This window comes from Labrys wisconsinensis, assembly GCF_030814995.1.
GTDB lineage: Bacteria > Pseudomonadota > Alphaproteobacteria > Rhizobiales > Labraceae > Labrys > Labrys wisconsinensis.
The window spans coordinates 76952-103436 of sequence record NZ_JAUSVX010000023.1 but is presented as its reverse complement, the minus strand read 5'-3'; the positions used below and the strand labels follow the sequence as shown (position 1 = coordinate 103436).

General features: G+C 70.5%; 30 protein-coding genes. 13 read left to right on the top strand and 17 right to left on the bottom strand.

Annotated elements, in window-relative coordinates; genetic code table 11:
* Positions 1-20: 20 nt before the first annotated feature.
* The gene (locus QO011_RS37685) at positions 21-914 is read right to left on the bottom strand and encodes an SDR family oxidoreductase (RefSeq protein WP_307284295.1); all 894 of its coding nucleotides are present in this window, start codon (positions 912-914) and stop codon (positions 21-23) included.
* Between the two features lie 91 nt (positions 915-1005).
* On the opposite strand from QO011_RS37685, the gene QO011_RS37680 reads away from it, so the two are divergent.
* Entirely contained in the window at positions 1006-1854 is an 849-nt protein-coding gene (locus QO011_RS37680) for a helix-turn-helix transcriptional regulator (RefSeq protein WP_307284293.1), read from the top strand.
* A 147-nt stretch (positions 1855-2001) separates the two neighbouring features.
* On the opposite strand, the gene QO011_RS37675 is transcribed toward QO011_RS37680, so the two are convergent.
* Positions 2002-2919, bottom strand: coding sequence for a LysR family transcriptional regulator (locus tag QO011_RS37675; RefSeq protein WP_307284291.1), 918 nt, complete (start codon positions 2917-2919; stop codon positions 2002-2004).
* 160 nt (positions 2920-3079) lie between these two features.
* Here QO011_RS37675 and QO011_RS37670 point away from each other — a divergent pair, with 160 nt between their 5' ends.
* The gene (locus tag QO011_RS37670) at positions 3080-4219 is read left to right on the top strand and encodes an epoxide hydrolase family protein (RefSeq protein WP_307284289.1); all 1140 of its coding nucleotides are present in this window, start codon (positions 3080-3082) and stop codon (positions 4217-4219) included.
* Positions 4216-5466 (top strand): winged helix-turn-helix domain-containing protein, encoded by a 1251-nt coding sequence (locus tag QO011_RS37665; protein WP_307284287.1) that lies wholly within the window; start codon positions 4216-4218, stop codon positions 5464-5466. Before QO011_RS37670 ends, QO011_RS37665 begins: the two co-directional genes overlap by 4 nt.
* Positions 5467-5481: 15 nt before the next feature.
* Here the strand turns inward: QO011_RS37665 and QO011_RS37660 are convergent, their stop codons facing one another.
* Complete coding sequence (locus QO011_RS37660; RefSeq protein ID WP_307284284.1) at positions 5482-6555, bottom strand: tartrate dehydrogenase; 1074 nt, start codon at positions 6553-6555, stop codon at positions 5482-5484.
* A 135-nt stretch (positions 6556-6690) separates the two neighbouring features.
* Here QO011_RS37660 and QO011_RS37655 point away from each other — a divergent pair, with 135 nt between their 5' ends.
* Positions 6691-7605 (top strand): LysR family transcriptional regulator, encoded by a 915-nt coding sequence (locus QO011_RS37655; protein ID WP_307284282.1) that lies wholly within the window; start codon positions 6691-6693, stop codon positions 7603-7605.
* 26 nt (positions 7606-7631) lie between these two features.
* Here QO011_RS37655 and QO011_RS37650 read toward each other — a convergent pair whose 3' ends face one another.
* Positions 7632-8528: a LysR family transcriptional regulator gene (locus tag QO011_RS37650; protein WP_307284280.1), complete on the bottom strand. Its 897-nt coding sequence runs from the start codon at positions 8526-8528 to the stop codon at positions 7632-7634.
* A gap of 96 nt (positions 8529-8624) precedes the next feature.
* On the opposite strand from QO011_RS37650, the gene QO011_RS37645 reads away from it, so the two are divergent.
* Complete coding sequence (locus tag QO011_RS37645) at positions 8625-9500, top strand: aldo/keto reductase family oxidoreductase (RefSeq protein ID WP_307284277.1); 876 nt, start codon at positions 8625-8627, stop codon at positions 9498-9500.
* A gap of 38 nt (positions 9501-9538) precedes the next feature.
* Here the strand turns inward: QO011_RS37645 and QO011_RS37640 are convergent, their stop codons facing one another.
* Both QO011_RS37640 and QO011_RS37635 read right to left on the bottom strand, forming a co-directional pair.
* Positions 9539-10141 (bottom strand): hypothetical protein, encoded by a 603-nt coding sequence (locus QO011_RS37640; protein ID WP_307284274.1) that lies wholly within the window; start codon positions 10139-10141, stop codon positions 9539-9541.
* 148 nt (positions 10142-10289) lie between these two features.
* Complete coding sequence (locus tag QO011_RS37635) at positions 10290-11180, bottom strand: LysR family transcriptional regulator (RefSeq protein ID WP_307284272.1); 891 nt, start codon at positions 11178-11180, stop codon at positions 10290-10292.
* A 116-nt stretch (positions 11181-11296) separates the two neighbouring features.
* Here QO011_RS37635 and QO011_RS37630 point away from each other — a divergent pair, with 116 nt between their 5' ends.
* From QO011_RS37630 to QO011_RS37605, 6 genes are all read left to right on the top strand, one after another.
* The gene (locus tag QO011_RS37630) at positions 11297-12265 is read left to right on the top strand and encodes a quinone oxidoreductase family protein (RefSeq protein ID WP_307284269.1); all 969 of its coding nucleotides are present in this window, start codon (positions 11297-11299) and stop codon (positions 12263-12265) included.
* Between the two features lie 112 nt (positions 12266-12377).
* Positions 12378-12620: a XapX domain-containing protein gene (locus tag QO011_RS37625; protein ID WP_307284268.1), complete on the top strand. Its 243-nt coding sequence runs from the start codon at positions 12378-12380 to the stop codon at positions 12618-12620.
* Positions 12621-12871: 251 nt separating this feature from the next.
* Positions 12872-13267, top strand: coding sequence for a hypothetical protein (locus tag QO011_RS37620; protein ID WP_307284266.1), 396 nt, complete (start codon positions 12872-12874; stop codon positions 13265-13267).
* A gap of 50 nt (positions 13268-13317) precedes the next feature.
* The gene (locus QO011_RS37615; RefSeq protein ID WP_307284263.1) at positions 13318-14205 is read left to right on the top strand and encodes a LysR family transcriptional regulator; all 888 of its coding nucleotides are present in this window, start codon (positions 13318-13320) and stop codon (positions 14203-14205) included.
* 110 nt (positions 14206-14315) lie between these two features.
* Positions 14316-15272: a DMT family transporter gene (locus tag QO011_RS37610; protein WP_307284260.1), complete on the top strand. Its 957-nt coding sequence runs from the start codon at positions 14316-14318 to the stop codon at positions 15270-15272.
* Positions 15269-15667, top strand: a complete 399-nt coding sequence (locus QO011_RS37605) for a RidA family protein (protein WP_307284258.1) — start codon at positions 15269-15271, stop codon at positions 15665-15667. The genes QO011_RS37610 and QO011_RS37605 overlap by 4 nt, the downstream gene beginning before the upstream one ends.
* A 39-nt stretch (positions 15668-15706) precedes the next feature.
* On the opposite strand, the gene QO011_RS37600 is transcribed toward QO011_RS37605, so the two are convergent.
* A complete protein-coding gene (locus tag QO011_RS37600) occupies positions 15707-16660 on the bottom strand; it encodes a LysR substrate-binding domain-containing protein (protein WP_307284257.1) in 954 nt (317 codons plus the stop codon).
* A gap of 161 nt (positions 16661-16821) precedes the next feature.
* On the opposite strand from QO011_RS37600, the gene QO011_RS37595 reads away from it, so the two are divergent.
* Positions 16822-17139 (top strand): DMT family transporter, encoded by a 318-nt coding sequence (locus QO011_RS37595; protein ID WP_307284255.1) that lies wholly within the window; start codon positions 16822-16824, stop codon positions 17137-17139.
* Between the two features lie 25 nt (positions 17140-17164).
* On the opposite strand, the gene QO011_RS37590 is transcribed toward QO011_RS37595, so the two are convergent.
* Positions 17165-17452 carry a hypothetical protein gene (locus tag QO011_RS37590; RefSeq protein ID WP_307284253.1) on the bottom strand — a complete coding sequence of 96 codons (288 nt, stop codon included), beginning with the start codon at positions 17450-17452 and terminating at the stop codon, positions 17165-17167.
* 268 nt (positions 17453-17720) lie between these two features.
* On the opposite strand from QO011_RS37590, the gene QO011_RS37585 reads away from it, so the two are divergent.
* The gene (locus QO011_RS37585) at positions 17721-18029 is read left to right on the top strand and encodes a hypothetical protein (RefSeq protein ID WP_307284251.1); all 309 of its coding nucleotides are present in this window, start codon (positions 17721-17723) and stop codon (positions 18027-18029) included.
* A gap of 11 nt (positions 18030-18040) precedes the next feature.
* On the opposite strand, the gene QO011_RS37580 is transcribed toward QO011_RS37585, so the two are convergent.
* From QO011_RS37580 to QO011_RS37540, 9 genes are all read right to left on the bottom strand, one after another.
* A complete protein-coding gene (locus QO011_RS37580) occupies positions 18041-18295 on the bottom strand; it encodes a helix-turn-helix domain-containing protein (protein WP_307284249.1) in 255 nt (84 codons plus the stop codon).
* A gap of 129 nt (positions 18296-18424) precedes the next feature.
* Positions 18425-19924 carry an aldehyde dehydrogenase gene (locus QO011_RS37575; RefSeq protein WP_307284246.1) on the bottom strand — a complete coding sequence of 500 codons (1500 nt, stop codon included), beginning with the start codon at positions 19922-19924 and terminating at the stop codon, positions 18425-18427.
* Positions 19925-19946: 22 nt separating this feature from the next.
* Positions 19947-20999, bottom strand: coding sequence for an Ldh family oxidoreductase (locus tag QO011_RS37570; protein WP_307284243.1), 1053 nt, complete (start codon positions 20997-20999; stop codon positions 19947-19949).
* A gap of 23 nt (positions 21000-21022) precedes the next feature.
* Positions 21023-21862, bottom strand: coding sequence for an ABC transporter permease (locus QO011_RS37565; RefSeq protein ID WP_307284320.1), 840 nt, complete (start codon positions 21860-21862; stop codon positions 21023-21025).
* Positions 21849-22616, bottom strand: a complete 768-nt coding sequence (locus tag QO011_RS37560) for an ABC transporter ATP-binding protein (protein WP_307284240.1) — start codon at positions 22614-22616, stop codon at positions 21849-21851. The genes QO011_RS37565 and QO011_RS37560 overlap by 14 nt, the downstream gene beginning before the upstream one ends.
* A gap of 216 nt (positions 22617-22832) precedes the next feature.
* A complete protein-coding gene (locus QO011_RS37555; protein WP_307284238.1) occupies positions 22833-23849 on the bottom strand; it encodes an ABC transporter substrate-binding protein in 1017 nt (338 codons plus the stop codon).
* Between the two features lie 38 nt (positions 23850-23887).
* Positions 23888-25117: a UxaA family hydrolase gene (locus tag QO011_RS37550; RefSeq protein WP_307284234.1), complete on the bottom strand. Its 1230-nt coding sequence runs from the start codon at positions 25115-25117 to the stop codon at positions 23888-23890.
* The gene (locus tag QO011_RS37545) at positions 25110-25403 is read right to left on the bottom strand and encodes a UxaA family hydrolase (RefSeq protein WP_307284231.1); all 294 of its coding nucleotides are present in this window, start codon (positions 25401-25403) and stop codon (positions 25110-25112) included. The genes QO011_RS37550 and QO011_RS37545 overlap by 8 nt, the downstream gene beginning before the upstream one ends.
* 11 nt (positions 25404-25414) lie before the next feature.
* Positions 25415-26377 carry a dihydrodipicolinate synthase family protein gene (locus QO011_RS37540; protein ID WP_307284228.1) on the bottom strand — a complete coding sequence of 321 codons (963 nt, stop codon included), beginning with the start codon at positions 26375-26377 and terminating at the stop codon, positions 25415-25417.
* Between the last annotated feature and the right edge of the window lie 108 nt (positions 26378-26485).

Sequence of the window (26485 nt, the reverse complement as noted above, 5' to 3'; positions counted from 1 at the left end):
GCGCAACCGCCCACGCGCTCTCAGGCGTCGAGCGGCAGCTTCCCGAGGTCGGCGATCAGCCCGGGCCCGGTCGGTTCCCATCCCAGCGTCTTGCGGGTCTGCACGCTCGAAGCGGGCATGTCGTGCCCGGCAAACATGGCGAGCCAGCCGAAATAGGCCCCGGTCTCTTCCGGCGCGATGGACTTGACCGGCAGGCCCAGCCGTCGGCCGATGGCTTCGGCAATATCGCGCATCGGCACGCCCTCCTCGGCGGCGGCGTGATACTTCGCATTCGGCTCGGCCTTTTCGATCGCCAGCCTGTAGAGGCGCGCGACGTCGAGGACATGGGCCGCCGGCCAGCGGTTGAGCCCGGCTCCGACATAGGCGCACACGCCTTTGTCGCGATACATCGCGATCGCGGGGGTGATGAGGCCCTGCTTGACCGGGTCGTGCACCTGCGGCAGCCGCACGACCGACACGTTGACCCCGTCCGCGGCCATGGCGGCGGCGGCCTCCTCCGAGGCTGCGCGGGGATGCCTGTCGGAACCGACGATCGGATTGTCTTCCCGAGCCGGCTCGCCGGGCACGGTGTTGGCGATCGGGGTGCCTGACGTCACGATCAGGGGCCGGCCGGAGCCGGCGAGCACCGAGCCGAGCGCCTCGATCACGCGGCGATCGTCCTCGCAGTTCTGGACAAATCGCGAAAAGTCATGGTTGAAGGCCAGGTGAATGACGCCGTCCGATCGGGAGGCGCCCTCCTTGAGGCTGTCCGGGTCCGCGATCGACCCGCGATAGACCTCGGCGCCGGCCTCTGCCAGGGCCGCCGCCTTGTCGTCCGACCGACACAGGCCGAGCACCTGGTGGCCGGCTCCGATCAAATCGTTGACGACGGCCGAGCCGATGAATCCGGTCGCACCAGTGACGAACACACGCATGGGAGGTCTCCAGGTTTCGTTGGAGACAAATCTGTGCTCCCGTTGTATTCTGGTAAAGTAGTGACTCTATCATAGTAAGATGGCTAACAGGATGAGCGAGCATCCGGCGACCGAGACCCTGCTCGGGACCTATCTGCGAGACCGCCGCACCAAGCTCGACCCGGCCGCTCTCGGCTTTCCCGCGGAACGCCGCCGCACCGCCGGCCTGCGCCGCGAGGAAGTGGCGCAGCGCGCCAATATCAGCCCCACCTGGTACACATGGCTCGAGCAGGGGCGGGGCGGCGCACCCTCGGCCGACGTGCTCGACCGGATCTCTCGCGCGCTCATGCTGACGGATGTCGAGCGCGAGCACCTCTTCCTGCTCGGCCTCGGCCGGCCGCCCGAGGCGCGATACCACAAGAACGACGGCGTCACGCCGCGGCTGCAGCGCGTGCTCGATGCGCTGGATCCGAGCCCGGCCTTGATCCGGACCGCGACATGGGACGTCATGGCGTGGAATCGGGCCGCGACCGTCATGCTGATGGACTACGGAGTGCTGCCGCCGGAGCAGCGCAACATCCTGCGCTTCATCTTCCTCGATCCACGCGCCCGCGCGTCGCAATATGACTGGGAGAGCGTGGCGCGCTTCGCCCTGGGCTCGTTCCGGGTCGACGCCGCCCGCGCCGGCGCCGCGGCGGCCGTGGAGCCGCTCGTGGACGAGCTCTGCCGGCTCAGCCCCGAATTCGCAGCGATGTGGCGCGACAACAGGCTTCAGGGTCCCCACGGCGAGGCCGTCAAGCATATCCGCCACCCGGTGCTCGGCCCGTTCGCCTTCGAGTACTCGATCTTTTCGGTCGACGGCCGAACCGACCTCAGCATGGTGGTCTACAATCCGACCACGCCGGAGGATATCGAGAGAATCGGATCGCTCATGGCCGGGCGGGCAGGCGCGGCGGGGTGATCTCCACGGAGCATCTGCCGCGAAATCCGCGCCCGCCGCCGGTCGATCGATTCCAACGCCTGGCGCCCGCGGTTGACGGCGGCGATCATCGTCCCCGGCCGGTTTCACCGGTCGGGCCTGATCCGCCGGAAAGCGCGGGCAGGCGGCCTATTCAGGAGCCGTGCGCTCGGAACCCCGTCGTCGCTCGACGAGGTAGTCGACGAAGCAGCGGACCCGCGCCGGCATGTGCCCCCGGCCAAGGAACACCGCGTGAATCTCCTCGACATCGCCTGGATTGAACTCTTCCAGAAGCGGAACGAGGTCGCCCGCGCGGATCGCGTCACGCACGGTCTCGGCTCCCACGCGCGTAATCCCAACCCCTTCGGCAGCCAGTTGGCCCAGCGTCTCACCATTGTTCGCCTCGACGCTGCCTCGGATCGTCAAGGCGTAGTCGCGGCCGTCCCTGCGAAAGGGCCAGGTGGGCGAGGCGCGCCTGAAGTTGAAGCCGAGGCAGTCATGGCCATGCAGATCCTCGGGGATCTCGGGCGTGCCCCGGCGCGCGAGATAGTCCGGCGAGGCCACGATCACCTTGCGCGTCTCGCCGAGCTTGCGCGCCGTGAGCGGTCCGTCGGGCAGGGGACCGAAGCGTATGCCCACATCGGCCTGCCCTGCGGCGATGTCCACGACGGCGTCCGTCAGGCTGATGTCCAGCACTATGCCGGGATAGCGCCGGACGAAGTCCCCGAGCAGCGGGACCAGGACCATGCGTCCGTAGAGGATGGAGGTGCTTACGCGCAGGCGCCCCCTCGGCACGCTCTGGTCCGAGATCGCCTGCTCCGTCTCCCGCAGGTCGCAGAGGATGCGTCGGGCAGCGGAGAGATAGGCGGCGCCCTCCGGCGTCAAGGTCAGCGATCGCGTGGTTCGCAGCAGCAGGCGGACGCCGAGGCGAGCTTCGATCCGGTCGATCACGCGCCCAACGGAGGAGGGAGCGAGGTCGAGGGCTCGTCCGGCGGCCGAGAAACTGCCGGTATCGACCACCACCGTAAAGACCTCGAGATCGCCGGTCCGATCGCCGAAAAAGCTCATCTGTGCGCCCGACGCAGAAGTGCTTGCTGTTTCTTCGGGGTACACAAGGCGGCGTCGAGCGTCCAGCTTTGCGTCACGCGGCATGAAGCGACGGTCGGAGCCCGCAAGCGATGACCGTGCCGGCGTTTGCGTCGGCGCCACGACACCTCGGGAGAAGGACATGATCTCGCCCTATGCGATCGAGATTTCCGACGGGCGGCTCGCGGCCATCATGGCGAAGGTCGAAGCGTATGACTGGAGCCAGCTTCCCGATGCAGGGGGGTGGAGGTCGGGGGTCGGGATCGATGACCTCAAGCGGCTCGTCGCCTATTGGCGGGACACCTATGACTGGCGCAAGGTCGAGCGAGGCCTCAATCAGCGCCCCAACTTCACGACCGACATCGAGGGCGAGCGCATCCATTTCGTCCATGTGCGGGGGAGCGGGGGGAAGCCGCCGGTTCTTCTTCTCCACGGCTGGCCGGGCTCGTTTCTCGAATTTGAACGGCTCCTCGACCCGCTTGCGGCAGACGGGCACGATGTCGTCGTTCCCTCGCTCCCGGGTTTTGCCTTCTCCAGGCCGATCACCGGCATCATCGGTCCGCGCCGGGCCGCCGAGCTCATGCACGGGCTGATGGCTCGGCTGTTCGGGCCATCCCGCTATGTCGTCCAGGGCGGCGATTGGGGTGCCCATATCGCGAGCTGGATGGCGTATCAGCAGCCCGAAGCGTTGCTCGGCATTCACATCAACATGGTCGGCATTTTCGCCGAGGACGCCGCTCCCACGACTCCCGAGGAGAAGGATCTGATCGTCCGCCGTGCCGCAATCCTCGATTGGGAGACCGGCTACAATCATGAGCAGGAAACGCGCCCCCAGACGCTGGGGGTGGCGCTGGCCGACAGTCCGGTCGGCGCCGCGGGATGGATACTCGAGAAATTCGGGCAGTGGGCGGACCTGCCGAAGCGTGCCGACGGCAGCCCGGACATCTGGAGCACCTTCTCGGAAGAGGAGCTCATCACCAACATCATGCTCTATGTCGCACCGTCGTCCATGGTCACCGCGACCTGGATCTATCACGGCAAGCGCCTGGAGCGATCGGATCGATTTCCCCCCGGCACGCGCATCCGAGTCCCGGCCGGCATCGCGGCGTTCCCCGATCCGGTGTTTCTGCCCACCCCGCGCTCATTGGCCGCCAAGACCTATGACGTCGTTCACTGGAGCGACATGGCCTCGGGCGGGCATTTTGCTGCTCTGGAGCAGCCTGAGCTGATGCTGGCCGACCTGCGGACGTTCATCGCCGGGGTATCGGGAGAGCGACCTTGAAGGCGGAGCTCTCGGCGTCCGAGGCTCGCCGCATCGCGCTCACGGCACAGGGCTTCAACGCCTTGTCACGGAGCGGCATCGTCGGCGTGGCGCAATTGCGAAGGTCGATCGACCGGCTCGGCCTGCTCCAGATCGACAGCGTGAACGTCCTGGTTCGCGCTCACTACCTCCCGCTTTTCTCGCGCCTGGGCTCCTATGACCCGGCCGCCCTCGACGCCCTCGTCGCGGCGAAGCCCAAGCGCTGCTTCGAATATTGGGGGCACGAAGCGTCGCTGCTGCCCATCGACTGTCACCCCCTTCTGCGCTGGCGCATGGCCCGCGCGCTTCGCGGCAAGGGCATCTGGCGCCAGCTCGAAGCCTATGCGGGCGAGAGGCGAGCCGAGGCCGACGCCTTGCTCGCTCGCATCGAGGCCGAGGGGCCGCTGGCCGCTTCCGATGTGGCGGCTGGCGGGGCCTCGAAGGGCATGTGGGTGTGGAGCGAGGCGAAGCACGCGCTCGAATGGCTGTTCTGGGCGGGGCTGGTCGCTGCGACACACCGCCGGGGCAGCTTCGAGCGGGTATACGACCTGCCCGAGCGTGTGCTGCCTCGGGCGGTCTTGGGCCTGCCCACTCCCCGTGGCACCGATGCGCGGCGGGCGCTCCTCGCGCGCTCGGCGCGGGCGCTCGGCGTCGCGACTGCGGAGGACCTGCGCGACTATTACCGCATTCCCGCGGCGGACGCCCGGCTGCCGATCGAACAGCTGGTCGAGGAGGGAACCATCGTCCCCGTGCGCGTGCGTGGCTGGCAGCAACAGGCCTATCTGCACAAGGACGCGCGGGCCGGCCGCAAGATCGAAGGCTCGGCGCTGCTGTCGCCGTTCGACCCGCTGATCTGGCACCGTCCGCGAACCGAGAGGCTGTTCGGATTCCGCTATCGTCTCGAAATCTATACGCCCGCCCACAAGCGCGAGCACGGTTACTACGTGCTGCCCTTCCTGCTGGATGGCGCGCTCGTCGCGCGGCTGGACCTGAAGGCGGACCGCAAGGCCGGCACGCTGATCGTCCAGCGGGCGCATGTCGAGCCGGATGCGCCGCGATGCACGGTCGAGCGGCTGATGGAGGAGCTTCGCCTGATGGCGTCATGGCTCGGATTGTCGAGCCTCGCCATCGATCCCGTCGCGATCGCCGAGGCGATCGGCTTTGCGATCGCACAGCCTGCGCATGTCGATGTCGGCGAGATCGTCGTGCGGCCGACGGCGCAGGCCTGACGCCGCATCCGACCCTCAGATGTTGGAGGAATGGATGGCGTCGACCACCGCCTCGGTGACGTCCCGGGTGGTGGCGGTGCCCCCGAGGTCCGGGGTGAGGATGCCAGCGCCGGTGACGCGTTCGATGGCGCGCATCAGGCGGGCGGCCGCCTCCGGCTCGCCGAGATGCTCCAGCATCTGCGCCGCGGTCCAGAAGCTGGCGACCGGGTTGGCGATGCCCTTGCCGGTGATGTCGAAGGCCGAGCCGTGGATCGGCTCGAACATCGAGGGGAAGCGGCGCTGCGGATCGATATTGGCGGTCGGGGCGACGCCGAGGGACCCGGCGAGCGCCCCGGCGAGGTCCGACAGGATGTCGGCATGCAGGTTGGTGGCCACGATCGTGTCGAGGCTCCGGGGCTTCAGCGTCATGCGCACGGTCATGGCGTCGACCAGCATCTTGTCCCAGGCCACGTCCGGGAATTCCTGCGCCACCTCGGCGGCGATCTCGTCCCACATCACCATGCCGTGGCGCTGAGCGTTGGACTTGGTGACGACGGTGAGCAGCTTGCGCGGGCGCGAGCGGGCGAGGCCGAAGGCGTAGCGCATGATGCGCGTGACGCCGACCCGGGTGAAGATCGCCACTTCCGTGCCGACTTCCTCCGGCAAGCCCTTGTGGGCCCGTCCGCCATGGCCGGAATATTCGCCTTCGGAGTTCTCGCGCACGATCACCCAGTCGAGGTCGCCGGGCCCGCAATGGCGCAGGGGCGGCGTGATGCCGGGCAGGATCCGGGTCGGGCGGACATTGGCATATTGGTCGAAGCCCTGGCAGATCGGCAGGCGCAGGCCCCAGAGCGTGACGTGGTCGGGAACGTCGGGCGCGCCGACGGCGCCGAAATAGATCGCGTCGAATGTTTTCAGCGTCGCCAGGCCGTCCGCCGGCATCATCACGCCGTGCTTCCGATAGTGGTCGGAGCCCCAGCCGAAGGTCTCGACGTCGAACCTGACGTCGCCGAGCCGTTGCGCAAGGGCGGCGAGCACCCGCAGGCCGGCGCTGATGACTTCCGGCCCGATGCCGTCGGCCGGGATGGCGGCGATCGCGTGGCTGCGCATGGTCGTTCTCCTCGGGGCCTGGCGAGGCCGCCGGTTGCCCCGCCGCGACGATGCGCGTCGGCGTCGGCGATGGCAATGCGCAGATGATTATATAAAAAAATGATATGATCTACGTCGGCCCCGCAGGAGAGGACGATGGAGATCGGCCAGTTGCGCTGCTTCGTGGCAGTGGCGGAGGAGCTGCATTTCGGGCGCGCCGCCCGCCGGCTCGCCATCCTGCCCGCCTCGCTCGGGCGCCAGATCCGGCTGCTCGAGGAGAGCCTGAGCGTGCGCCTCGTCGAGCGGACGACGCGCACCGTCCTGCTGACCAGGGACGGCACCCGGCTCCTGGGGGAGGCTCGGCAGGTCCTGGCGCAGGTGGATGCGATCACGGGGCGGTTTCGGCGGCAGGGCCGGCGCGAGCGCAGCGAGATCCGCATCGGCGCGATCGACAGCGCCGCGGCGGGGTTGATGCCCCAGCTCCTCCTCGACCTGAAGCTGGAGCATCCGGCGATCGCCGTGCAGCTCCTGGAGGACAAGACGGCGCGCCTGCTGCCGAAGCTGAGGTCCGGCCGGCTCGACCTCGCCTTCATCCGGCCGCCCGAGGCGGTCGACCGCAGCCTCGAGCTGCTGGCGCTGTTCAGCGAGACCGCGGTGGTGGCGATGCCGCAAGGCCATCGCCTCGCCGGCCGCGAGCGCGTCGCGATCGCCGACCTCGACGACGAGCCGCTGATCGTCCCGGACCGCCGATCGCGGCCGCACAGCCACGACCTGACCATCGAGCTGTTCGCGGCGGCGGGATCGCACCTGCGCATCGCGCAGGTCGCCGACGAGAAGCAGACGATCGTCGTCCTGGTCGCCGCCGGCATCGGGCTCGCCATCGTGCCGCGATGGACCTCGCGGCTCGCGGTCGGCGGCGTGCGGTATGTCCCGCTCGACACCGGGCGGGACGGCACGGCGACCCGGCTGCCCCTGTCGGCCGCCTGGCTGAAGGGCGTGCGCGATCCCCTGCGCGACAGCCTGGTCGCGATCCTGACGAAGAACCTCGCGGCCTATGCGCGCAACGCCTGAAAGCCTGCCGCACCCGGCTTCACCGGTCAGCGCGAGCGGATGAAATCGACGAAGGCGCGTAGCGGCGAGGGCAGGTGGCGGCGGCCGGGATAATAGAGGAACGGCCCAGTGAAATTCTGCCACCAGGGCTGCAGCACCGGCTCGAGCGTGCCGCTGTCGAGATGGGGCTGCAGCCAGCCCTCGAAGAGGTGGATGATGCCGAGCCCCTCCACCGCGGCCGCCACCGCCAGGTCCACCGCCGCGCCCAGGCGCACCAGCAGCGGGCCGCTCGGGTCGACGCGGACGATCTCGCCGTCCCGCTCGAACTCCCAGGTCGGGATGGTGCCGCTGGCGAACTGCCCGCGCAGGCAGGCGTGGGCGAGCAGATCGCGCGGGTGCTCGGGCCGGCCCCTCTCGGCGAGATAGGCGGGGGAGGCGGCGGTGGCGAAGCGCTGGACGCGCGGGCCGATCGGCACCGCGACCATGTCCTGCTCGAGCCGCTCGTCATAGCGGATGCCGGCGTCGCAGCCGGCAGCGAGCACGTCGACGAAGCTGTCCTCGACCATCACCTCCAGGCGGATGTCGGGGTAGGTCCGGAGGAAGGGCGTGACGATCGGCGGCAGCACCAGGCGGGCGGCGGTGGCGGGCACGTTGAGCCGGAGCGTCCCGGCCGGCCGGTCGCGGTAGCTGTTGACCACGTCGAGCGCCGCCTCGACCTCGCCGAGGGCCGGTCCCAGCCGCTCGACCAGGCGGGCGCCCGCCTCGGTCGGGGCAACGCTGCGGGTGGTGCGGTTGAGCAGGCGCACGCCGAGCCGGGCTTCGAGGCGCCGCACGGCCTCGCTGAGGCTCGAGGCCGACACGCGGCCGGCGCGTGCGCCCTCGCGAAAGCCGCCGGCCCGCGTCACCGCCAGGAAGGCGTAGAGATCCTGCAGGTCTTCCGGCATTGTTCGGGATTCCGCACAAGCTGTACCGATTTCACCGGATTGTCGTGCACGTGGTCAAGGTCCATCTTCCGGGACGAACCTTCATGGGAGAGAGACATGACCGATTTGGCGAAAGCGGGCAGCTTCACCCTCGGCGACAGCACGGTGAAGCGCGTGGGCTACGGCGCCATGCAGCTGGCCGGCCCCGGCGTGTTCGGGCCGCCGAAAAATCGCGACGCGGCCCTCGCGGTGCTGCGCCAGGCCGTGGCCGCCGGCGTCGACCATATCGACACCAGCGATTTCTACGGGCCCCACGTCACCAACCAGCTGATCCGCGAGGCGCTGAGCCCCTATCCCCAGGATCTGGTGATCGTCACCAAGGTCGGCGCGGTGCGGGGCGCCGACGCGTCGTGGAACCCGGCGCAGAGCCCGGCGGAGCTGACGCGCGCCGTGCACGACAACCTGCGCAATCTCGGCCTCGACGCCCTGGACGTGGTGAACCTGCGCGTCATGGGCGACGTCCATGCGCCCAGCGAAGGCTCGATCGAGCAGCAGTTCACCGCCCTGGCGGAGCTCCGGCGCCAGGGGCTCGTCCGGCATCTCGGCCTCAGCAACGTCACCGCGACACAGCTCGCCGAGGCGCAGCGCATCGCCCCGGTGGTCTGCGTGCAGAACCACTACAATCTCGTCCATCGCCACGACGATGCGCTGATCGACGCGCTGGGCCGGCAGGGCATCGCCTATGTCCCGTTCTTCCCGCTCGGCGGCTTCACGCCGCTGCAGTCCGGCACCCTGTCGGCCGTGGCCGGACGGCTCGGCGCGACGCCGATGCAGGTGGCGCTCGCCTGGCTGCTGGCGCGCGCGCCCAACATCCTCCTGATCCCCGGCACCTCGTCGCCGGACCATCTCGAGGAGAACCTGGCGGCGGCCGAGCTCACGCTTGCGCCGGACGTGCTGGCCGAGCTCGACGGGATCGGCAGGGAAGGGCGGTAGGCAGGGGTGGCGGCATCCCTATGCGCGGCCGGCAAGCGCTACGCGCTGCCGGCAAGCGCTCCGTCCCCTGGCCGCGGCCCGCTGAGATACGCGAGGGCAGCCGCCAGCGCGCCGCCGATGATCCCGGCAGCCGCGAGCAGGGCGAGCAGGCTCGGTGCGTGGAACGGCACCTCGCTCCAATGCGGCGACACGACATCGGCGGTGTTGAACGGCTCGTCGCTGTAGCGGCACACGACCATGGCGGCATTCTGCGCCAGCATCTCGAGGCTGATCCGCTCCGCCAGCGCGTTCGCCTGGTCCCGCATGCCGGGCATGGTCTTCATGTGCAGCAGCAGAGCCTGCGCGCCGGAGAGATAGCCATGGCTGCATTCGTTGAACGGGCTTTCTTCGTCCGTCAGGCTTGCCGGCACCATGCCCCAGAGGCAGGCGGCGTACTGGAGGCTGATATAGTTGCGGAACCGCCGGAACCGTTCATCCGTAAAGACCTGGCGATCCGCAAGATCGAGGATCTCGGCATAATGGTTGGCGACGACCGCCATCTGGCCATGCCCGAGCGTGGGGATGGAGAGACCGGCGGCCAGTCCGACGGGACCGCTGCGGTGGGCCAGGGCCGCGTTTGACGAGAGGCAGGCGACGAGCACGAGAAGCATGCGCAGGCAGAGGCGCGTCGACTCGGCCGAGATCGGCCCGAAGATATGTCCCGTCCGTGCCAAATCCCGTCTCTCGGTCTGAAGAGGCCTGCAGCGCCGTCATACACCCAAGACCAGGGCTGGCGGAACCGCCGGCCCTTCAGCCGAGATGTGCCGCCACCATGAAATCGACGAAGAGCCGGATGCGCGGCGGCAGGGGCTGGCCGGGCAGGAAGGTGGCGAACAGCTCGATGTCGTCGCACCGGTGGTCGGCGAGGCACTCGACGAGGCGTCCGGCTTCGAGGTCTTCGGCCACGTCCCACAGGGCCTCGGCCGAGAGCCCCCGCCCTTCGAGCGCCCAGCCGTGGAGCGCATCGCCGCTGCCGCTCGACAGATGACCGCCGACCTTGACCTCCTCGATGCCGGCCTCGGCGCGGAACCGCCAGCGATCGTGCAGGCGGTGGCGACGCGCGAGGCGCAGGCATTCATGGCTCGCCAGATCCGCCGGTCTCTCCGGCACGCCGCGCGCCGCCAGGTAGGACGGTGCGGCACAGATGACGCGCCGGGTCGAGGCGATCTTGCGCGTGATGACCGCCGGGTCGTCGGGCCTGTCGATCCGGAGCGCGACGTCGAGACCGTCCTGCCCGACCTCGAGGCCGGCGTCGGAAAGCACCAGGTGCACCGCCAACGCCGGATGCCGCCCGGCGAATTCGGCCAGCAGAGGGGCGATCCGGCGCCGGCCGAGCTCCATCGGCGCGCCGACCTTCAGGAGACCTCGGGCTGTGGCGCCGCGGGACGAAACCTCGGCTTCGGCGTCACGCAGGGCGGCGAGGATGCTGCGGCAATGCTCGTCATAGAGCGCGCCCTCATCGGTCAGGCGGAAGCGCCGCGCGGTGCGCTCGGCCAGCCTTACGCCGAGGCGGCCTTCCAGCGCCGAAAGCCGGCGGCTGACCGCGGGCGGCGAAGAGCCCATTGCCGCGGCGCCGGCCGAAATGCCGCCGGCCTGCACGATCGCGCGGAAAAGCTCGATGTCGCCGATACGATCCGCCATGGTGCCTCGCATGCTTCCGCTCAACGGAAACATAGCATCCTCCGCCGCAGCTTTCCGACCGCCATGTGAGCCTCCATCCTATCGTTCAGGCACATCATCCCCTGAAGGAGCGGATCATGCGGGCGATACGGTTCGAGGCCTTCGGCGAGCCCTCGGTTCTCGAAATGGTGGAGGCGGCGCCGCCGGCCGCCGACGGGCAGACGGCATTGGTCCGGGTCATGGCGGCTTCGATCAACCAGAGCGATGTCAAGAACGTCGCCGGGGCGATGAAGCAGACGACGCTGCCGCGCATCCCTGGCCGGGATTTCGCCGGCGTGGTCGAGGCGGGTCCGGCCGAATGGATCGGAGCCGAGGTCTGGGGCAGCGGCGGCGACACCGGCTTCACCCGTGACGGCACCCATGCCGAGCTGGTCGCCGTGCCGGTGGCGAGCCTGCGCCGCAAGCCCGACACCCTCAGCTTCGACGAAGCGGCATCGGTCGGCGTCAACTACCTCGCCGCCTGGTCCGGTCTCGAAGCAGCGGGGCTGACGGCGGGGGAAACCCTGCTGCTGATCGGTGCCGGCGGCGGGGTCGGCAGCGCCGCCGCCCAGATCGCGCGATGCCGTGGTGCCCGCGTGATCGCGGCGGACAGGCACGTGCCGCACCCGGATGCGCCGATCCATGCCATCGCCGAGACGCTGATCATCGCTGCAAGGGATCTGCCGGCCGAGATTCGCGCGGCGACGGATGGCAAGGGCGCGGATGTCGTCTTCGATCTGGTCGGCGGCGTCATGTTCCGCAGCGCCGTCGGCTGCCTGGCCCTGCGCGGCAGGTTGATCGAAATCGCCGCAACCGGCCAGCGCGAAGTCACCTTCGACCTCGCCGATTTCTATCACAACGAAAGCCGGCTCTTCGGCGTGGATACCTTGAAGCGCGACCTCACGGCATCGGCCAGGGTTCTCGATGCGCTGACCCCCGGATTCATCGCGGGCGACTACCGGGCCGCGCCGATCGCCGAGACTTGTGGGCTGGGTGAGGCGCAGGCGGCCTATCGCAAGGTCGCGGCCGGCATGCCCGGCCGGGTCGTGCTGCGGCCGCAGGACTAGAGCGTGATCGTTTCAAGGTGAATCGATCACACTCTCCATCTCCTTGTTCTTACGCATTGTCTTGCCGCGGACCGGGTGCCGGTCCGCTGGAAGATGCTCTCGGAGGACGGCCATGACCGATTATCTCCTCTCTCTTCTCACCGGGCTGGCCGTCGGCGCGGCGTACGGGCTTGTCCATGTCCGCTCCCCGGCGCCGCCGGCGATCGCCCTGCTGGGGCTGCTCGGGATGTTGGCGGGGGAACGCGGCGCCGTCCTGGCCCTGCGCCATTTCGGCGACCAGCAGTCCCGGGCCCCGGCGGCTCAGACGCAGATGCTCCCGCCCGACGATCCGGCGGCCAGGGCGCCGAGGGAATGATGCCGGCCGGAGGCTTCTTCTCAGCCGTGTTCCCGCACCTCTGGGATCACCGTCTCGTCCGGCCCGATCGGCCGGCCGTCCTCGACGGGGATGTCGGGCCGGACGGGCCGGCGGAATGAGCGGCGGAGCACCCTGTCGGCTGTGGACGTTCCCGGCGCATGCCGACCGTGCCTCAATCGGTCCACAAACATGGTCATCCTTTCCCTGGATGAGCTTGGCTCGCGCGTCGGGCGCGCCGCCGGAGGAGGACCATGAAGTCGAGACATGCGGCCGCCGTGGCGCTCGCCGCCCTGCTGGCGGGCTGCGCCGGGGAGAGCCGGCCGGCGATAGCCTACGACACGGTCGCGCACGGGACCATCGCCACGCCCGGCGGCACCTTCTGGATCTGGGACCGGCCGGATCTCGGCAGGCTCAAGACGGCGCCGGCGCCCGGCACCGTGGCGGGGAGGGGCTTCCTGCGCAAGCTGATGCTGGCGGCGGAGGGCGATCCGGCGCTCGCCGCGCATCGGGCCGCGGCCTATCTGTGGTTCGCGCGGACGGACCGGCTGTGCGAGGTGCGCAGCACGGAGCCGCTCAAGGGCGGCGCCTACGAGCAGGCCTATGAATGCCGGCCGCGCGCCTCGCCCGCGGATGCCCCCGCCCAATAGCGCCGGACTGGAGGCTTTTCCCCGGCGCGAATCCGGCCCAGGATGGCGCCATGAAGATCACGCTCGCACAATTGCGCCTGCTGGCGGCGGCGGTGGAGACCGGCAGCGTCGGTGCCGCGGCGCGGCGCTGCGGCCTCACCCAGTCCGGTGCCAGCCAGGCCATCATCGCGCTGGAGACGGCGCTCGGCGTCGAGCTCCTGGCGCGCACGCGCGACGGGGTGACGCCGACCGCCTTCGCTCTCTCGATCCTCGACGATGCCGAGGCCGCCCTCGACGCGGCCCGCCGCATCGAGGCGCAGGCCCGCGCGGCCGCGCCGGGCCGGCGGCTGCGCATCGCCAGCGTCCCCAGCGTCGCCGCACGGCTGCTGCCGGGCTGGAGCCGCAGCCTGCGCCAGCTCTACCCAGGGCTCGAGCTCAGCGTGTTCGAAGGTCATCACATCGAGGTCGGCGAGTGGGTGGCGCGGGACATCGCCGATGTCGGCCTGGCGGCCGTGGCGCCCGCCGGCCTCGCCGCCGATCCCGTCCGCGACGAGGAGCTGGTGCTGGTGGGCCCGCGCGGGCATCGCCTGCTGCGTCAGGCTGCGGTCGACCTCGGCACGCTCGACGGGCAGACCCTGGTCGCCGCCGGGCTCGGCTGCGATTCGATCCTGGAGCGGCTGTTCGCCCCGGCCGGCGTGCCGCTGCCGCCGCTGATCCGGGTGCACGACATCGCCACCGCCCTGGCGATGGTGGGCCAGGGTCTGGGGCTGACCATCCTGCCGGACACCGCCTTCCCGCGGCCCGACATGCAGGATCTGCGCACCCGTCCGCTCTCCCCGCTTTCGCACCGCCGGCTCTACATGATCGCCCGGCCCGACCGGCAGGCCAGCGAGCCGGTGCGCCGGCTGCTCGATATCGCCCGGGCCGGCGACGGCGCCCTGCGCCGGCAGGCCGGCTGAGCGCTGCGCATCGGGGTCATCAGCCCGGCTGATGGCGCCCATCCGGAAAATCCGTGGCGGCCACGTCCGCGCTCCCGGCCATGCTGCGCCCGGAGAGGTGGATGGCGGCAATGGCGGGAGAGACGAGCGTCGAGGAGGAGAGCGGCAAGGCGGCGCGGAGCTCATGGCTCGCGAGGCTCGCCGGGCTCGGCGGCCGCGCGGGCCTCGCCTGGGGGCTGATCGCGGTGGCGATATGGTCCGGCTCCTTCGTGCTGACGCGGCTCGGCATGCGCACCAGCCTCGGCGCCTGCGACATCACCGCGCTGCGCTTCGGCTTCGCCGGGGTGCTGATGCTGCCGGTGATCCGGCGCGAGGGTCTTGCGCTGGCGCGGCTCGGCTGGGCCGGGCTTGCCGTGCTGATCGCCGGCACCGGCGCGCCTTATGTGCTGCTGATCGCGCTCGGCCTGCGCTTTGCTCCGGCCGGGCAGGCTGCGGCGCTGGTGCCCGGGCCGATGTGCGCGATGGCGGCGATCCTGGCCGCCGCGCTCCTCCACGAGCGCCTCGCCGCGCGCGGCTGGTGGGGCGTGGCGGCGATCCTGGCGGGGAGCGTGCTGATCGCCGGGCTCGGGCCCGGCGGCCTCGATCCCGGCCATGCCGCCTTCCTCGCCGCCGCGCTGCTCTGGGCCGGCTACGTCCTGGTGCTGCGGCGGTCCGGGCTGACGGCCCTGCACGCCACGGCCATCGTCGCGGTCGGCTCGGCGGTGCTCTACCTGCCGATCTACGCCGCCGTGCTGCCGGTCGGGCTCGGACAGGCGCCGCTCGCCGACATCGTCCTGCAGGCGGTCTACCAGGGCGGGCTGACGACGGTGCTCGGCCTTCTCGCCTTCAACCGGGCGGTGGCCCTGCTCGGTCCGGTGGCCGGCGCGGCTTTGCCGGCCCTGGTTCCGGTCGTCACGCTCGTCCTGGCGGCGCTGCTGCTCGGCGAGGCGCCGGGGCTGCGCGACATCGCCGCGGCGGGCCTGATCGGCGCCGGCGTGGCGCTGGTGACCTCGGCCCGCACGGCCCGACCACGAAAGGAGACGACATGAACAGGCGCAAGGTCGCCATCGCCTCGAACTGGGGCGGGGCAATCGGCTATTCCCGCGCGGTGCGGGCGGGCGAGCTGATCTTCGTTTCGGGCACGACGGCGAGCGGCGCCGATGGCCGGGCGCTCCACCCCGGCGATGCCGAAGGGCAGGCGCGGGTGGTGCTGGAGCGCATCCTCGCCGCCCTGGCCGAGCTCGGCGCCGGGCCGGAGCACGTGGTGGAGACCCGCATCTACCTCACCGATATCGGACTGTGGCAGGAGGTCGGGCGGGCGCATGGCGCGGTCTTCGCTGCCCTCCGTCCGGCGACGACCATGGTCGCGGTCGGCTCGCTGATCGCGCCGGACCTGCTGGTCGAGATCTCGGCGATCGCCTCGCTCGCCGCGTCGGACGCCTGATCCCGTCCGGGATCCGCCTCATCCCTCGCCTGCGGGAGGTCATGGCGATCGGCCCGAAACCGGGCCTCGATCCGCCATGCCGTCCGCGGCGGGAGCGCCGGAAAGGTGGGGAGCGAGCTCGATCATCACCCAGCGTCGCAGGACGGCGACGGCCGGCCGTTGCCCGGCGCCGGCCGGATGGACGAAATGGTAGCGCAGGCCGGGGAGCTCTGGACCGAAGGGCCGCACGAGCGCGCCGGAGGCCAGCTCCCCGGCCGCCAGGGCCAGGCTGAGCAGCGCCACGCCCTGGCCGGCGACCGCGGCTTGCATGGCGCTGCTCTCGTCGTTGAAGGTGATGCCGCCTTCGGCATCGAGGTCGCGCCGGTTCGCCGCCTCGGCCCAGGCCCGCCAGGTCGGCACGTTCAGGCGGGTGGCGATGGGGCCCCACTCGAAGTGGATCAGCGGCACCTGCGCCAGCCCCTCGGGCCGGGCCAGGCCGAGATGCGGGCTGCACAGCGGGGCGAAGCTGTCGGAGAGCAGCGGCTCGGCCACAAGCCCGCGATAATGGCCGAGGCCGTAGCGGATCGCCGCGTCCGCCGTGCCGCCGTCGAGGTCGGCCGGATCGTCCGAGGCGTGCAGGCGCAGGTCCCATCCCGGGTTGAGCGCCCGGAAGCGCGCGACGCGCGGCACCAGCAGCTTGGCGGTGAAGGCGACGGTGGCCGACAGCGTCGCCACCCGGCGGACGGAGCGGCGGCGCACCGCCTCCACGGCCTCGGCCATGGCGTCGAGCGCCCCGCGCAGGGCCGGGAAGAGGTCGCGGCCCTCGGCAGTCAGCACCACCCGGCGGGTCTGCCGCTCGAACAGGGCAAAGCCGAGGCCGGCCTCGAGCTGGCGGATCTGGTGGCTGATCGCCGTCGGGGTCACGGCGAGCTCGGCCGCGGCGCGCTTGAAGCTCTCCAGGCGCGCTGCGGCCTCGAAGGCGCGCAGGGCACCGAGGGGCGGCAGGCGACGCATCAGCCTGCCCGGTCCGGGTGCGATGCGCCCCGACGGCTCATGGATGAGAATGTTTCAGCCATCGGCTGAGATGTTCGCGCTTGCGACGGGTGACGTCAAGGCGATACCAGGCCGTCGATGGGTATGGCATGAATGAGCTGATTTCAGCCAGGGAGTCGATGATGGCCTGGATCTATCTCGCCGTCGCCGCGGGCTTCGAGGTGATGTTCGCGATGAGCATGAAATATGCGGAGGGCTTCACCCGCCTCGGTCCGACCGTGGTGACGGTGGTGGCGACGATCGGCGGCATCGGCTTCCTGACGCTGGCGATGCGCACCTTGCCGGTCAGCGTCGCCTATCCCATCTGGACGGCGGTCGGCACGCTCGGCACGGTCGTGCTCGGCTTCCTGCTCCTGGACGAGCCGCTGACCCCGGCCAAGCTGGTCTCCGCCCTGGCCATCGTGGCCGGCGTTGCCGGCCTCAAGATCGCGGCGGCCTGAGCCGGGGCCGCGCTGCCGGAGGTTTTCAGGCGGCCCAGCGCCGGGCGGACAGGGCGACCGTGAGCATGGCGGCGATGCCGGTCACCGCCAGGGTGAGCAAGGTCAGGTGCAGGTCGAGGTCCGGCACCGGCGACAGGGTCTCGCCGATCGTGTCGAGGCCCGGCGTCGTATCCGGCAGCACGCCGGCCGGGTAGAGCCCGCCCACGAGATTGGCGACGACGACGTTGGCGATCATCATGGCGAGCACGGTGCCGAGCAGCGGGAAGCCCCGCATCCAGCGCGCCCAGACGGCGATCGCGATGGGCTGAGCCATCAGGGCCAAGAAGATTTCCATAGACGATCTCTGAAGTCGAAGCTGGCCCTTAGGTTACCGAATCACCCTGAACAGCACCTGAACGAGTCCGTCCGCGGCAGGCGCCGGGGCGGCACGGCGACGCAGCGCAATGCGGCGGCCCGGAGATTGCACGGTGCGATCGAGCCGGCAACAGCTTTGTCCGCGGAAACGAGCCGGCGGAACCAATGCCCGATTTTCAGGTTAAGGCCGTCACGGACGGGCTCGGCCGCAACGCATGAGGCAGGCCATGATCAGGATCGTCACCGGACTGTTGCTGTTGCTCGACACGTCGGCATGGGCGCCCCCTGCCGCCGCGCACCAGGCGCCGACGGGCTGGCAATATCCCGTCGAATGCTGCGGCGGGCATGATTGCTACGAGATCCAGGCCTCGGACCTGCAGGTGGTGGCCGGGGGCTGGAAGGTGCTCGCCACCGGTCAGATCTTCGGCAGCAGCCAGGTCCGGCATTCGCCGGACGGGCGCTATTACCGCTGCTCCTACGGCGGCGATCCGGCCCGGACCACCAATTGCCTCTTCGTTCCCGACCAGAACAGCTGAGCCGGCGGCCGTCAGTCGTCGTTGGTCGCGTCGAGCTCGCTCGGCTTGCGGCCTTCGTCCGCCTGCAGGGCGCTGCGGCGCAGCCGGACGCCGGCGCCGCCGCGGTCATCGTCGGGAATGAACTCGACGCCGGCCTGCTCCAGGGCGGCGCGGATATCGGCCAGTGTCCGCGGGTAGGGGGCGCGATGGCCGCCCTCGAAGTCGGCCAGGGTCTTGGTCGCGACCTTGCCGGCTTCCGCCAGCCGGGCCTGGGACCAGTCGAGCAACGCGCGGGCCGCCCGACATTGATCTGGAGAGAGAGACATTTCAGCAACACATCATGTTACATCCAGAATGTAACGTTACCGCATTTGCGGAATGAGACAACCGCAAATGCCGAATCGATGCGCGTCCCGTCAGCGCAGGCTGACCCAGATGGTCTTGGTCTGCAGATATTGGTCGACCGCTTCGGTGCCGTTGTCGCGGGCCAGCGAGCCCGACCGCTTGTAGCCGCCGAACGGGGTGGTGACATTGCCCTCGGTGAAGCCGTTGACGGCGACCGTGCCGCAGGGCAGGCGCCGGGCGAGATGGAAGGCCTTGTCGATGTCGCGGGTGAAGATGGTGGCGTGCAGGCCGTAATCGGTGTCGCGCGCGACGCGAAGCGCCTCCTCGATGCCGTCCACGGCGATGACGCCGAGCACGGGGCCGAAGATCTCCTCGCGTGCCACGCGCATGGACGGGGTGACGGCGTCGAACACCGTCGGGTCGACGAACGAGCCGGCGAGGCCGGCGCTCGGGCCGCCGCCGGCCAGCAGGCGGGCGCCCTCCTGGCGGCCCGCCTCGATATAGGAGAGCACCCGCGCCCGATGCTCCTCGCTCACCATGGCGCCGAGGTCGGTCGCCGGGTCGAGCGGGTCGCCGACGGCGAGCGCGCGGGTCTTGGCCAGCACCCGGTCGAGGAAGGCGTCCTTGACCCGGCGGTCGACGATCTGGCGCATGTTGGCCGAGCAGTTCTGCCCGCCGTTCCAGAAGGCGGCGCTGACCGCGCTCGACACCAGCGCCTCGTCGATGTCGGCGTCGTCGAGCACGATGAACGGGCTCTTGCCGCCCATCTCCAGCCCGACCGGCTTGAGGTTGCTCTCGCTGGCATAGCGCAGGAAATAGGCGCCGACCTCGGTCGAGCCGGTGAAGGAGACGACGTCGATGTCGCGATGGCGGCCGATGGCCTGGCCCGCGGTCTCGCCGAAGCCGGGCACGACATTGAGCACGCCGGCCGGCAGGCCGGCCTCGGCGGCGAGCTCGGCGAGGCGCAGCGCCGTGAGCGGGGTCTGCTCCGCCGGCTTCAGCACCGCCGAGCAGCCTGCCGCCAGGGCCGGGGCCAGCTTCCAGGCCGCCATCAGCAGCGGAAAGTTCCACGGCAGCACCAGGCCGACGACGCCCACCGGCTCCTTGACGATCATGGCGAGGCTCTTCTCGCCGGTCGGCGCCACCTTGCCGAAGCTCTTGTCGGCAAGCTCGGCATACCATTGGAAGAAGGTCGGCACCTCGTGGCCGATCTCGTTGAGGCAGTCCCGGATGGTCTTGCCGCTGTCGAGGCTCTCCATCACGGCGAGCTCCTCGGCATTGGCACGCACGAGGTCGGCCAGGCGCAGCAGCACCGCCTTGCGCTCCTCCGGCGCGGCCCGCGACCAGGCGCCGTCCTCGAAGGCGCGGCGGGCCGCCGCGACCGCCAGGTCGACATCCCTGCCGTCGCAATGGGCGACCTGGCCGAGCACGGCGCCGGTCGCGGGATCGCGGTTCTCGAACGTGCGGCCCGAGACGGCCGGCCGCCAGGCGCCGTCGATGAAGGCCCGGGAGGGCAGCGCGAGGCGGTCGGCGGCGGCGCGGTAGTCGGCGGCGGAGGGGTTGGCGGTCATGGTGCGGGCTCCGGAGGCGGGGTCAGGCGGGGAGGGGTGTCGGCGCCGGCAGGCCGAAGCGGGCGGCGAGCCGGTCGAGATCGCCGGGGATCGCGGCCTGCAGCACGACGCCCTCGGCGAGGGCGCGGCGCTTGCGGTCGAGCGCGGCCTCGCCCGGCAGGCGCACGCGCGGGCGGCCGGGCGGCACGGCGGCGGCACGGCAGGCCTCGGCCAGCCAGCCGGTCTGCCTGACGAAGCCGTCGAGACCGCCGAACAGGGCCGGCGCCAGCGCCAGCACCAGCACGGAGGCGCCCCATTGCGTCGGTGCGTCGGCCCGGCCGAAGCCGCCGAGGCCTTGCGTCAGCGCTTCGACGATCAGGGAGAGGCCGTAGCCCTTGTGGCCATGGTCGAGGCCGCCGATGGGCATGAGCGCGCCGCCGTTCTTCATCACGGCGGGATCGTCGGTCGCCGCGCCCTCTTCGTCCACCACCCATCGGCCGGGAAGAGGCTGGCCGGCGGCGCGCCGGCGCGCGCACATCGCCGCGGTGGTGATCGAGGTGGAGACGTCGACCAGGATGGGATCGGCGCCGGTGGGAATGCCGGCGGCGATCGGGTTCGGCGTCAGCACCGGCGAGGTGCCGCCGAAGGGCGCGACATGGGCATCGCTGGGATCGGAGGACAGCACCAGCACCATGGTGCCGCGCCGCGCCGGCGCTTCCAGGAAGGCGGCGAGGCAGGCGATGTGGTGGCTGCGCCGGACGGCGACGGCGCCGATGCCGAAGGCCGCGGCGCGGCGCTCGGCCTCGGCCACGGCCAGGGCCGTGGTCCAGACGCCCGGCAGGCGGCGGCCGTCCCAGAGGGCGACGGCGGCGTGGTCGGCGAGGATCGCCGGTCCACCCTCCCGCTCCATGGTGGCGTTGTCGAGCTCCTCGACATAGTCCGCCAGGAGCGCGAGGCCGTGCGTGGTGTGGCCGAGCAGGTCCGCCTCGATCAGGCCCCGCGCCACGGTCCGCGCCGGCTCGTCGGGCAGGCCGGCGGCCGCGAGCACGCCGGTGGCGAAGGCCGCCAGGTCGTCATAGGCATAGCGGGAATGCATGAGCGGTCCTTGTCGGCATGGGATCAGTGGCGGCGCACGGAGATGTGCCAGGGGATCAGCAGCCGCTCGGCCGCCGTGACGCAGCCGAACAGGGCGAGGCCGAGCGCGGTGAGGAAGAAGATGCCGGCGAAGGCGAGGTCGGGCCGCATGTTGCCGGTGACGATCTGGATGTAGAAGCCCAGGCCCTGGTCGCTGCCGATGAACTCGGCGATGGTGGCGCCGACGGTGGCGTTGACCGCCGCATATTTGAAGCCGACGAAGCATTGCGGCAGCGCCGCCGGCAGCCGCACCTTCCAGAAGGTGCGCAGCGGCCCCGCGCCGGTCGAGCGGCAGAAGCGCGTCAGCTCGTCGCTCAGCGAGCCGAAGGCGTGGATGGCGTTGAGGGCGATCGGGAAGAAGCAGACCAGCACGACGATGATCACCTTCGGCAGGAGGCCGAAGCCGAGCCAGGAGATGAACAGCGGCGCGAAGGCGATCTTCGGCACCATCTCCAGGCTGACGAAGAAGGGATAGATCGTCCGGCGCAGCCCCGGCGAGAAGGCGATGGCGAGGCCGACCGGCAGGCCGACCAGGATCGACAGGACGAAGCCGACGACGGTCTCCAGGCCGGTGACGGCGGTGTAGTCGATGAGGCGGGGGATGTCGGCCCAGCCCTTGACGAGGATCTCGGTCGGCTTCGGCAGGATGTAGGCCGGCACCGAGAACAGCGACACCGACCATTCCCACACCAGGAAGAAGCCGACGAAGAAGGCGAGGAACGGCCAGGACTGCTCGGCCGCGACGCCGATCCGGGCCAGGGCGCGGAAGACGGGGCCGGGCTCGCCAGGCTCGCCGGGCTTCCCGGGCTTGCTAGAGGACGCCATAGTCACGGAAGATCCCCTGGATGGTGTGGACGTGGCGCGTGAAGTCCGGGCTCGCCTTGACCTCCAGGTCGCGCGGCCAGGGCAGGTCGATGTCGATCATGCGCTCGATCCGGCCCGGCCGCGGCGTGATCACGCAGACCGTGGAGGAGAGCTGCACCGCCTCCTCGATTGAATGGGTGACGAAGACCACGGTCGGCCGGCGCTTCATCCACAGGGCCTGCAGGTCGCCGCGGATGCCCTCGCGCGTCATGGCGTCGAGCTTGCCGAGCGGCTCGTCGAACAGGAGCGTGTCGGGGTCGTGCACCAGCGCCTGGCAGAAGGCGGCGCGCTGCTGCATGCCGCCGGAGAGCTCGTGGGGATAGCGGGCGCCGAAGCCCTCCAGCCGCACCGAGCGCAGGAGCTCGCGGATCCTGGCGCCGTAGGCGGCGGGATCGAGGCCGCGCAGCTCGAGCTGCAGGGCGACATTGCCCTCGACCGTGCGCCACGGCACCAGGGTGTTGTCCTGGAACATGATGCCGATATCGGTCTGCGGCGTCTCGACCCGGCGGCCGTCGACGCGGACCTCGCCCTCGGAGGCGTCGAGCAGGCCGGCGATCATCAGCATCAGCGTGGACTTGCCGCAGCCGGACGGGCCGAGCAGCGAGACGAAACCGCCGGAGGGGATGGTCAGGTCGACGGGGCCGAAGGCGTGCACGGCCTGCGCGCCCGACCCGAAGGTCTTGGCCAGGGCGCGGATCTCGATGGTGGCGGCCATGCGGCTCGGGTCCTTGCTGGAGCAAAGCGCGTCCGGGCGGAAACGCCGCTTTGCTCTCACTTCTGGCTTCGACACGTCCTTGCGATGCCCGGCGATCCCGCCGGATCGCAGGACGCCCCGCAGATGGAGAGCCGGGCACCCGACGGATGCGGCGGCGGCCGTCGGGGCCCGGTCCCGCAGCGGGTGCGCCGTTCGCGGGCGGCGCACCCGCCGACCTCATTTCGGCAGGAAATCGTTGGTGTAGAAGGCCGTCGCCGGCTCGTTCGTCTCCAGGCCGTTATAGGTCTTCATGAGCTGGATCATGCTGGTCCAGTCCTCCGGGACGTTGAGGCCCAGCACCTTGTCCTTGTTGGCCTTGGAGTAGAGCACGTCGAGCGTCACCTTCTGCACGGCCAGGGCCTGCTTCTTGCCGGCCTCCTCGTTCATGGTGCCCCCGACGATGTCGCCCAGGGCGTCGATCGCCGCCTGCGGGTTGGCCTCGGCCGCCTTGTAGGACTTGATCGTCGCGCCGACAAAGCGCCTGACCAGGTCCGGATTGTCGGCCACCAGCTTCTTCGAGGCGGCGATGCAGTAGCCGACCTGGTTCACGCCGAAGTCGGAATAGGCGAAGGTCACCGGCGCGGCGCCGCCATTGGCCATGATCTCGGCCGGCTTGTCGTCGAGGCCGCCGAGCAGGCCGACCGTGCCGCCGGCTCCCTGCAGGTAGCTCGACACCAGCGCCCCGTCAGGCACGTTGGTGACGGCGACGTCGGCCTCGGTCAGGCCGGCATTCTTGAGCACCAGCGGGAAGAAGGTGTTGACGCCGGCATTGGCGGTGGTCAGCAGCTTCTTGCCCTTGAGGTCGCCGATCTTGGCGACGCCGGCATCGGGCCGCACGATGATGGCTTCCGTGCCCATGGCGTCGATCACCGCCACCGAGACCAGCGGCGCGCCCTTGGCCGCCAGGTTCACCAGGCCGGCGCAGGAGCCGTAGGAGAAGGTGCTGTCGCCGTTCGCCACCAGGCGGTGCGCCGAGCCCGAGCCGTTGCCCGAACGGATGTCGAGGTCGATGCCGGCGTCCTTGAAGTAGCCCTTGTCCTTGCCGAGGGCGAAGGCCGCATGGGAGCCGTACCACATCCAGTTGAGGCGCAGGCGCACCGCATCGTTGGCCGATGCCGCCGTCGCGCCGGTGATTGCCGCGGCGGCCAGCACCACCGCCGCGGTCCGTTTCGTCCAAAGCTTCAGTCCGGTCATGACGATCCCCTTTGTTCTGGTTGGCAGGCCTTCGCTTCTCATGCCGGCAGGCAGCCGGGCCCGAGCGGTTCATAGGTCTTGTAGGCGAGGACGAACTCCTGATGGCCGAGCGCCTCGGACTTGGTCGGCAGGCCGGAGGCGGCGGCGACCACGGCCTCGACGATGCGCCGGCCGACGTCCTCGACCGTCTCCAGGCCGTCGGCGATGGTGCCGCCGTTGACGTCCATGTCGCCCTGCATGCGCTCGAACACGCGGCTGTTGGACACGCCCTTGACGACCGGGGCCAGGGCCTGGCCGACCACGGAGCCGGCGCCCGTCGTGAAGACGATGAGATGGCAGCCGCTGGCGACCATCTCGGTGATGGTCTGGGTGTCGTTGATGTTGGGGATGCCCCAGCGCACCGGCCCGTCATTGACGGTGTCCATGAGGTAGAGGCCGGCCGCGGGCGGACGCACGCCGGGCTTCAGCAGCCCGGCGATCGGCCGCGACCCGCTCTTGGCATAGGCGCCGAGCGACTTCTCCTCCAGGGTGGAGAGGCCGTACTTGATGTTGCCGCCGCCGAAGCTGCCATGGCCGAGGTCGCTGTAATAGGCGTCGGCCTTGCGCACCGCCCGGCGCAGGGCCTCGCCGAGCTCGGGCGAGGCGGCGCGGCCGGCCATGTGCTCCTCGCAGCCGACGAGCTCGCAGGTCTCCTCGAACATGACAGTGGCGCCGGCGTCGACGAGGAGATCCACGGCATGGCCGACGGCCGGGTTGATGGTGACGCCGCTGAGCCCGTCCGAGCCGCCGCACTTGGTGCCGACGACGAGGTCGCCGAAGCCGAGCGGCACGGTCGGCGCCGCCTTCAGCGCTGCCAGGTGCTCCTCGACCCAGGCCCGGCCGAGGGCCACCGTGGCGGCTGTGCCGCCGCAGCTCTGGATGGTCATGAGCTCGACGGGGCGTCCCGAGGCGGTGATCGCCGCCTGCAGCCGGCGGCGCTGGAACTCCTCGCAGCCGAGCGAGACCAGCAGCACCGCGCCGACATTGGGATGGGTGGCAAGGTCGGTCATCACCCGGTCGGCATAGTCGCTGGGATAGCAGCCGGGAAAGCCGATGAGCTGCACCCCGTCCTCCTCGTAGGGCGTGGCGATCTTGCGGGCGACGTGATGGGCGCATTCGACGAGATAGGCGACAAGGAGATAGTTGCGGATGCCCTTGCGCCCGTCGGCGCGCGCGAAGCCTCGCATACGCTCAGCGGGGTGGGCCGGCCCGGCGACGGGACTATTCATAATGATCCTCGTCATTGTTGAGATAGCGGCTGGCGACGTTGTGGACGTGGACGAGCCGGCCCATCGGGATCGGCGCCGTGGCGACGGCCACGGGCATGCCCAGGCGCATGATCAGGGCGCCGGCCGGGATGTCGCCGAGGGCGATCTTGTGGCCCTGCGGGATGGCTTCGAGCGCCTCCAGGCCGCGGCCGGCCACGGTGCGGGCGCGGCTGCCCGCCGCGATGTCGGCGAGGGCGATGCCGACATTGTCGCCGTCCGCCAGGATGATCAGGTTCGCCGCCGCCATGCCCGGTCCTTTCAGGCCTCCACGAGGTTCGGCGCGCCGATGGCGCGCAGCATGGCGAGCGCCAGGCCGCGATAGGGCTGCCGGGCATCGCGCGTCGGCGGCCGGCAGCGGCTCGAAGGCAGGCCGACCAGCTCCATGCACAGCTTGTCGAGATAGCCGTCGCCGCTGGTATAGTCGCGCTCGATCTCGACCCAGAGCTTGTAGAACGGCATGGCTTCGTGGATCAGCATGCGCGCCACCTCGACATAGTTGCCCGCGCGGATCTCGTGCATCAGCTTGAGCCCCCATTGCGGCCAGAAGTTGCACAGATGCACCTCGAAGGCCCGGGCGCCCAGGGCCGGCATGGCACTGAAGGCGAAGAACAGGTTGTTGTCGATGATGGTGAAGCGCTTGGAGAAGCGGGCGGTGACGCTCTCGAATTCCATGGCGTCGGTGCGCGGCGTCGCCCATTTCAGGCCGACGACGTTGGGGATGGCGGCCAGCCGCTCGACCATGGCGAAGGAGAGGTTCGTCGTGGTCCAGAACGTGTTGTAGACGATGATGCCGGTCTTCGGCGCGGCCGCCGCGGCGGCGCGGACGAACTCCTCGAAATCACCCTCGGTATGCGTGAAGTAGAAGGGGCAGGACACCTGGATGAAGTCCGCCCCGAGCCGCTCGGCCGTCTTGGCCAGGCGGATCAGCTCCAGGGTCGAGGTGGTCTGCGCGCCCATCGCCACGGGAACGCGGCCGCCGACCTCGTCGATCACCACCTCGGCGACGCGCACGCGCTCCTCGAAGGTCATGGTGGAGAAGTCCCCGGCCGCGCCGCCGGCCAGGAACACGGCGCTGTCGGCGGTCAGGCCGCCGTCGATGAGGAAGCGGACATAGGTCCGCAGGGCCGCCTCGTCGACGGGGAAGCCGTCCTCGTCGCGGAACGGCGTGGGCACCGTCACGTAGCAGCCTTCCAGCTTCTTCTTCAGGATATCCGTCTGCACGTCGCATCCTCTTTCTTGCGGGCCGCGCGCAGGCCCGGCCCCCGCCGCTCGGGACGGCCGGGAGCGGTCACGGGCGGGGCCACCGCCGTGTCGCGCCTGCATCGATGC

Coding starts and splice junctions, on each gene's coding strand:
- QO011_RS37685 (WP_307284295.1), bottom strand. CDS start 914: ATGCGTGTGTTCGTCACTGGTGCGACCGGATTCATCGGCTCGGCCGTC.
- QO011_RS37680 (WP_307284293.1), top strand. CDS start 1,006: ATGAGCGAGCATCCGGCGACCGAGACCCTGCTCGGGACCTATCTGCGA.
- QO011_RS37675 (WP_307284291.1), bottom strand. CDS start 2,919: ATGAGCTTTTTCGGCGATCGGACCGGCGATCTCGAGGTCTTTACGGTG.
- QO011_RS37670 (WP_307284289.1), top strand. CDS start 3,080: ATGATCTCGCCCTATGCGATCGAGATTTCCGACGGGCGGCTCGCGGCC.
- QO011_RS37660 (WP_307284284.1), bottom strand. CDS start 6,555: ATGCGCAGCCACGCGATCGCCGCCATCCCGGCCGACGGCATCGGGCCG.
- QO011_RS37655 (WP_307284282.1), top strand. CDS start 6,691: ATGGAGATCGGCCAGTTGCGCTGCTTCGTGGCAGTGGCGGAGGAGCTG.
- QO011_RS37650 (WP_307284280.1), bottom strand. CDS start 8,528: ATGCCGGAAGACCTGCAGGATCTCTACGCCTTCCTGGCGGTGACGCGG.
- QO011_RS37645 (WP_307284277.1), top strand. CDS start 8,625: ATGACCGATTTGGCGAAAGCGGGCAGCTTCACCCTCGGCGACAGCACG.
- QO011_RS37635 (WP_307284272.1), bottom strand. CDS start 11,180: ATGGCGGATCGTATCGGCGACATCGAGCTTTTCCGCGCGATCGTGCAG.
- QO011_RS37630 (WP_307284269.1), top strand. CDS start 11,297: ATGCGGGCGATACGGTTCGAGGCCTTCGGCGAGCCCTCGGTTCTCGAA.
- QO011_RS37625 (WP_307284268.1), top strand. CDS start 12,378: ATGACCGATTATCTCCTCTCTCTTCTCACCGGGCTGGCCGTCGGCGCG.
- QO011_RS37620 (WP_307284266.1), top strand. CDS start 12,872: ATGAAGTCGAGACATGCGGCCGCCGTGGCGCTCGCCGCCCTGCTGGCG.
- QO011_RS37615 (WP_307284263.1), top strand. CDS start 13,318: ATGAAGATCACGCTCGCACAATTGCGCCTGCTGGCGGCGGCGGTGGAG.
- QO011_RS37610 (WP_307284260.1), top strand. CDS start 14,316: ATGGCGGGAGAGACGAGCGTCGAGGAGGAGAGCGGCAAGGCGGCGCGG.
- QO011_RS37605 (WP_307284258.1), top strand. CDS start 15,269: ATGAACAGGCGCAAGGTCGCCATCGCCTCGAACTGGGGCGGGGCAATC.
- QO011_RS37600 (WP_307284257.1), bottom strand. CDS start 16,660: ATGCGTCGCCTGCCGCCCCTCGGTGCCCTGCGCGCCTTCGAGGCCGCA.
- QO011_RS37595 (WP_307284255.1), top strand. CDS start 16,822: ATGGCCTGGATCTATCTCGCCGTCGCCGCGGGCTTCGAGGTGATGTTC.
- QO011_RS37590 (WP_307284253.1), bottom strand. CDS start 17,452: ATGGCTCAGCCCATCGCGATCGCCGTCTGGGCGCGCTGGATGCGGGGC.
- QO011_RS37585 (WP_307284251.1), top strand. CDS start 17,721: ATGATCAGGATCGTCACCGGACTGTTGCTGTTGCTCGACACGTCGGCA.
- QO011_RS37575 (WP_307284246.1), bottom strand. CDS start 19,924: ATGACCGCCAACCCCTCCGCCGCCGACTACCGCGCCGCCGCCGACCGC.
- QO011_RS37570 (WP_307284243.1), bottom strand. CDS start 20,999: ATGCATTCCCGCTATGCCTATGACGACCTGGCGGCCTTCGCCACCGGC.
- QO011_RS37565 (WP_307284320.1), bottom strand. CDS start 21,862: ATGGCGTCCTCTAGCAAGCCCGGGAAGCCCGGCGAGCCTGGCGAGCCC.
- QO011_RS37560 (WP_307284240.1), bottom strand. CDS start 22,616: ATGGCCGCCACCATCGAGATCCGCGCCCTGGCCAAGACCTTCGGGTCG.
- QO011_RS37555 (WP_307284238.1), bottom strand. CDS start 23,849: ATGACCGGACTGAAGCTTTGGACGAAACGGACCGCGGCGGTGGTGCTG.
- QO011_RS37550 (WP_307284234.1), bottom strand. CDS start 25,117: ATGAATAGTCCCGTCGCCGGGCCGGCCCACCCCGCTGAGCGTATGCGA.
- QO011_RS37545 (WP_307284231.1), bottom strand. CDS start 25,403: ATGGCGGCGGCGAACCTGATCATCCTGGCGGACGGCGACAATGTCGGC.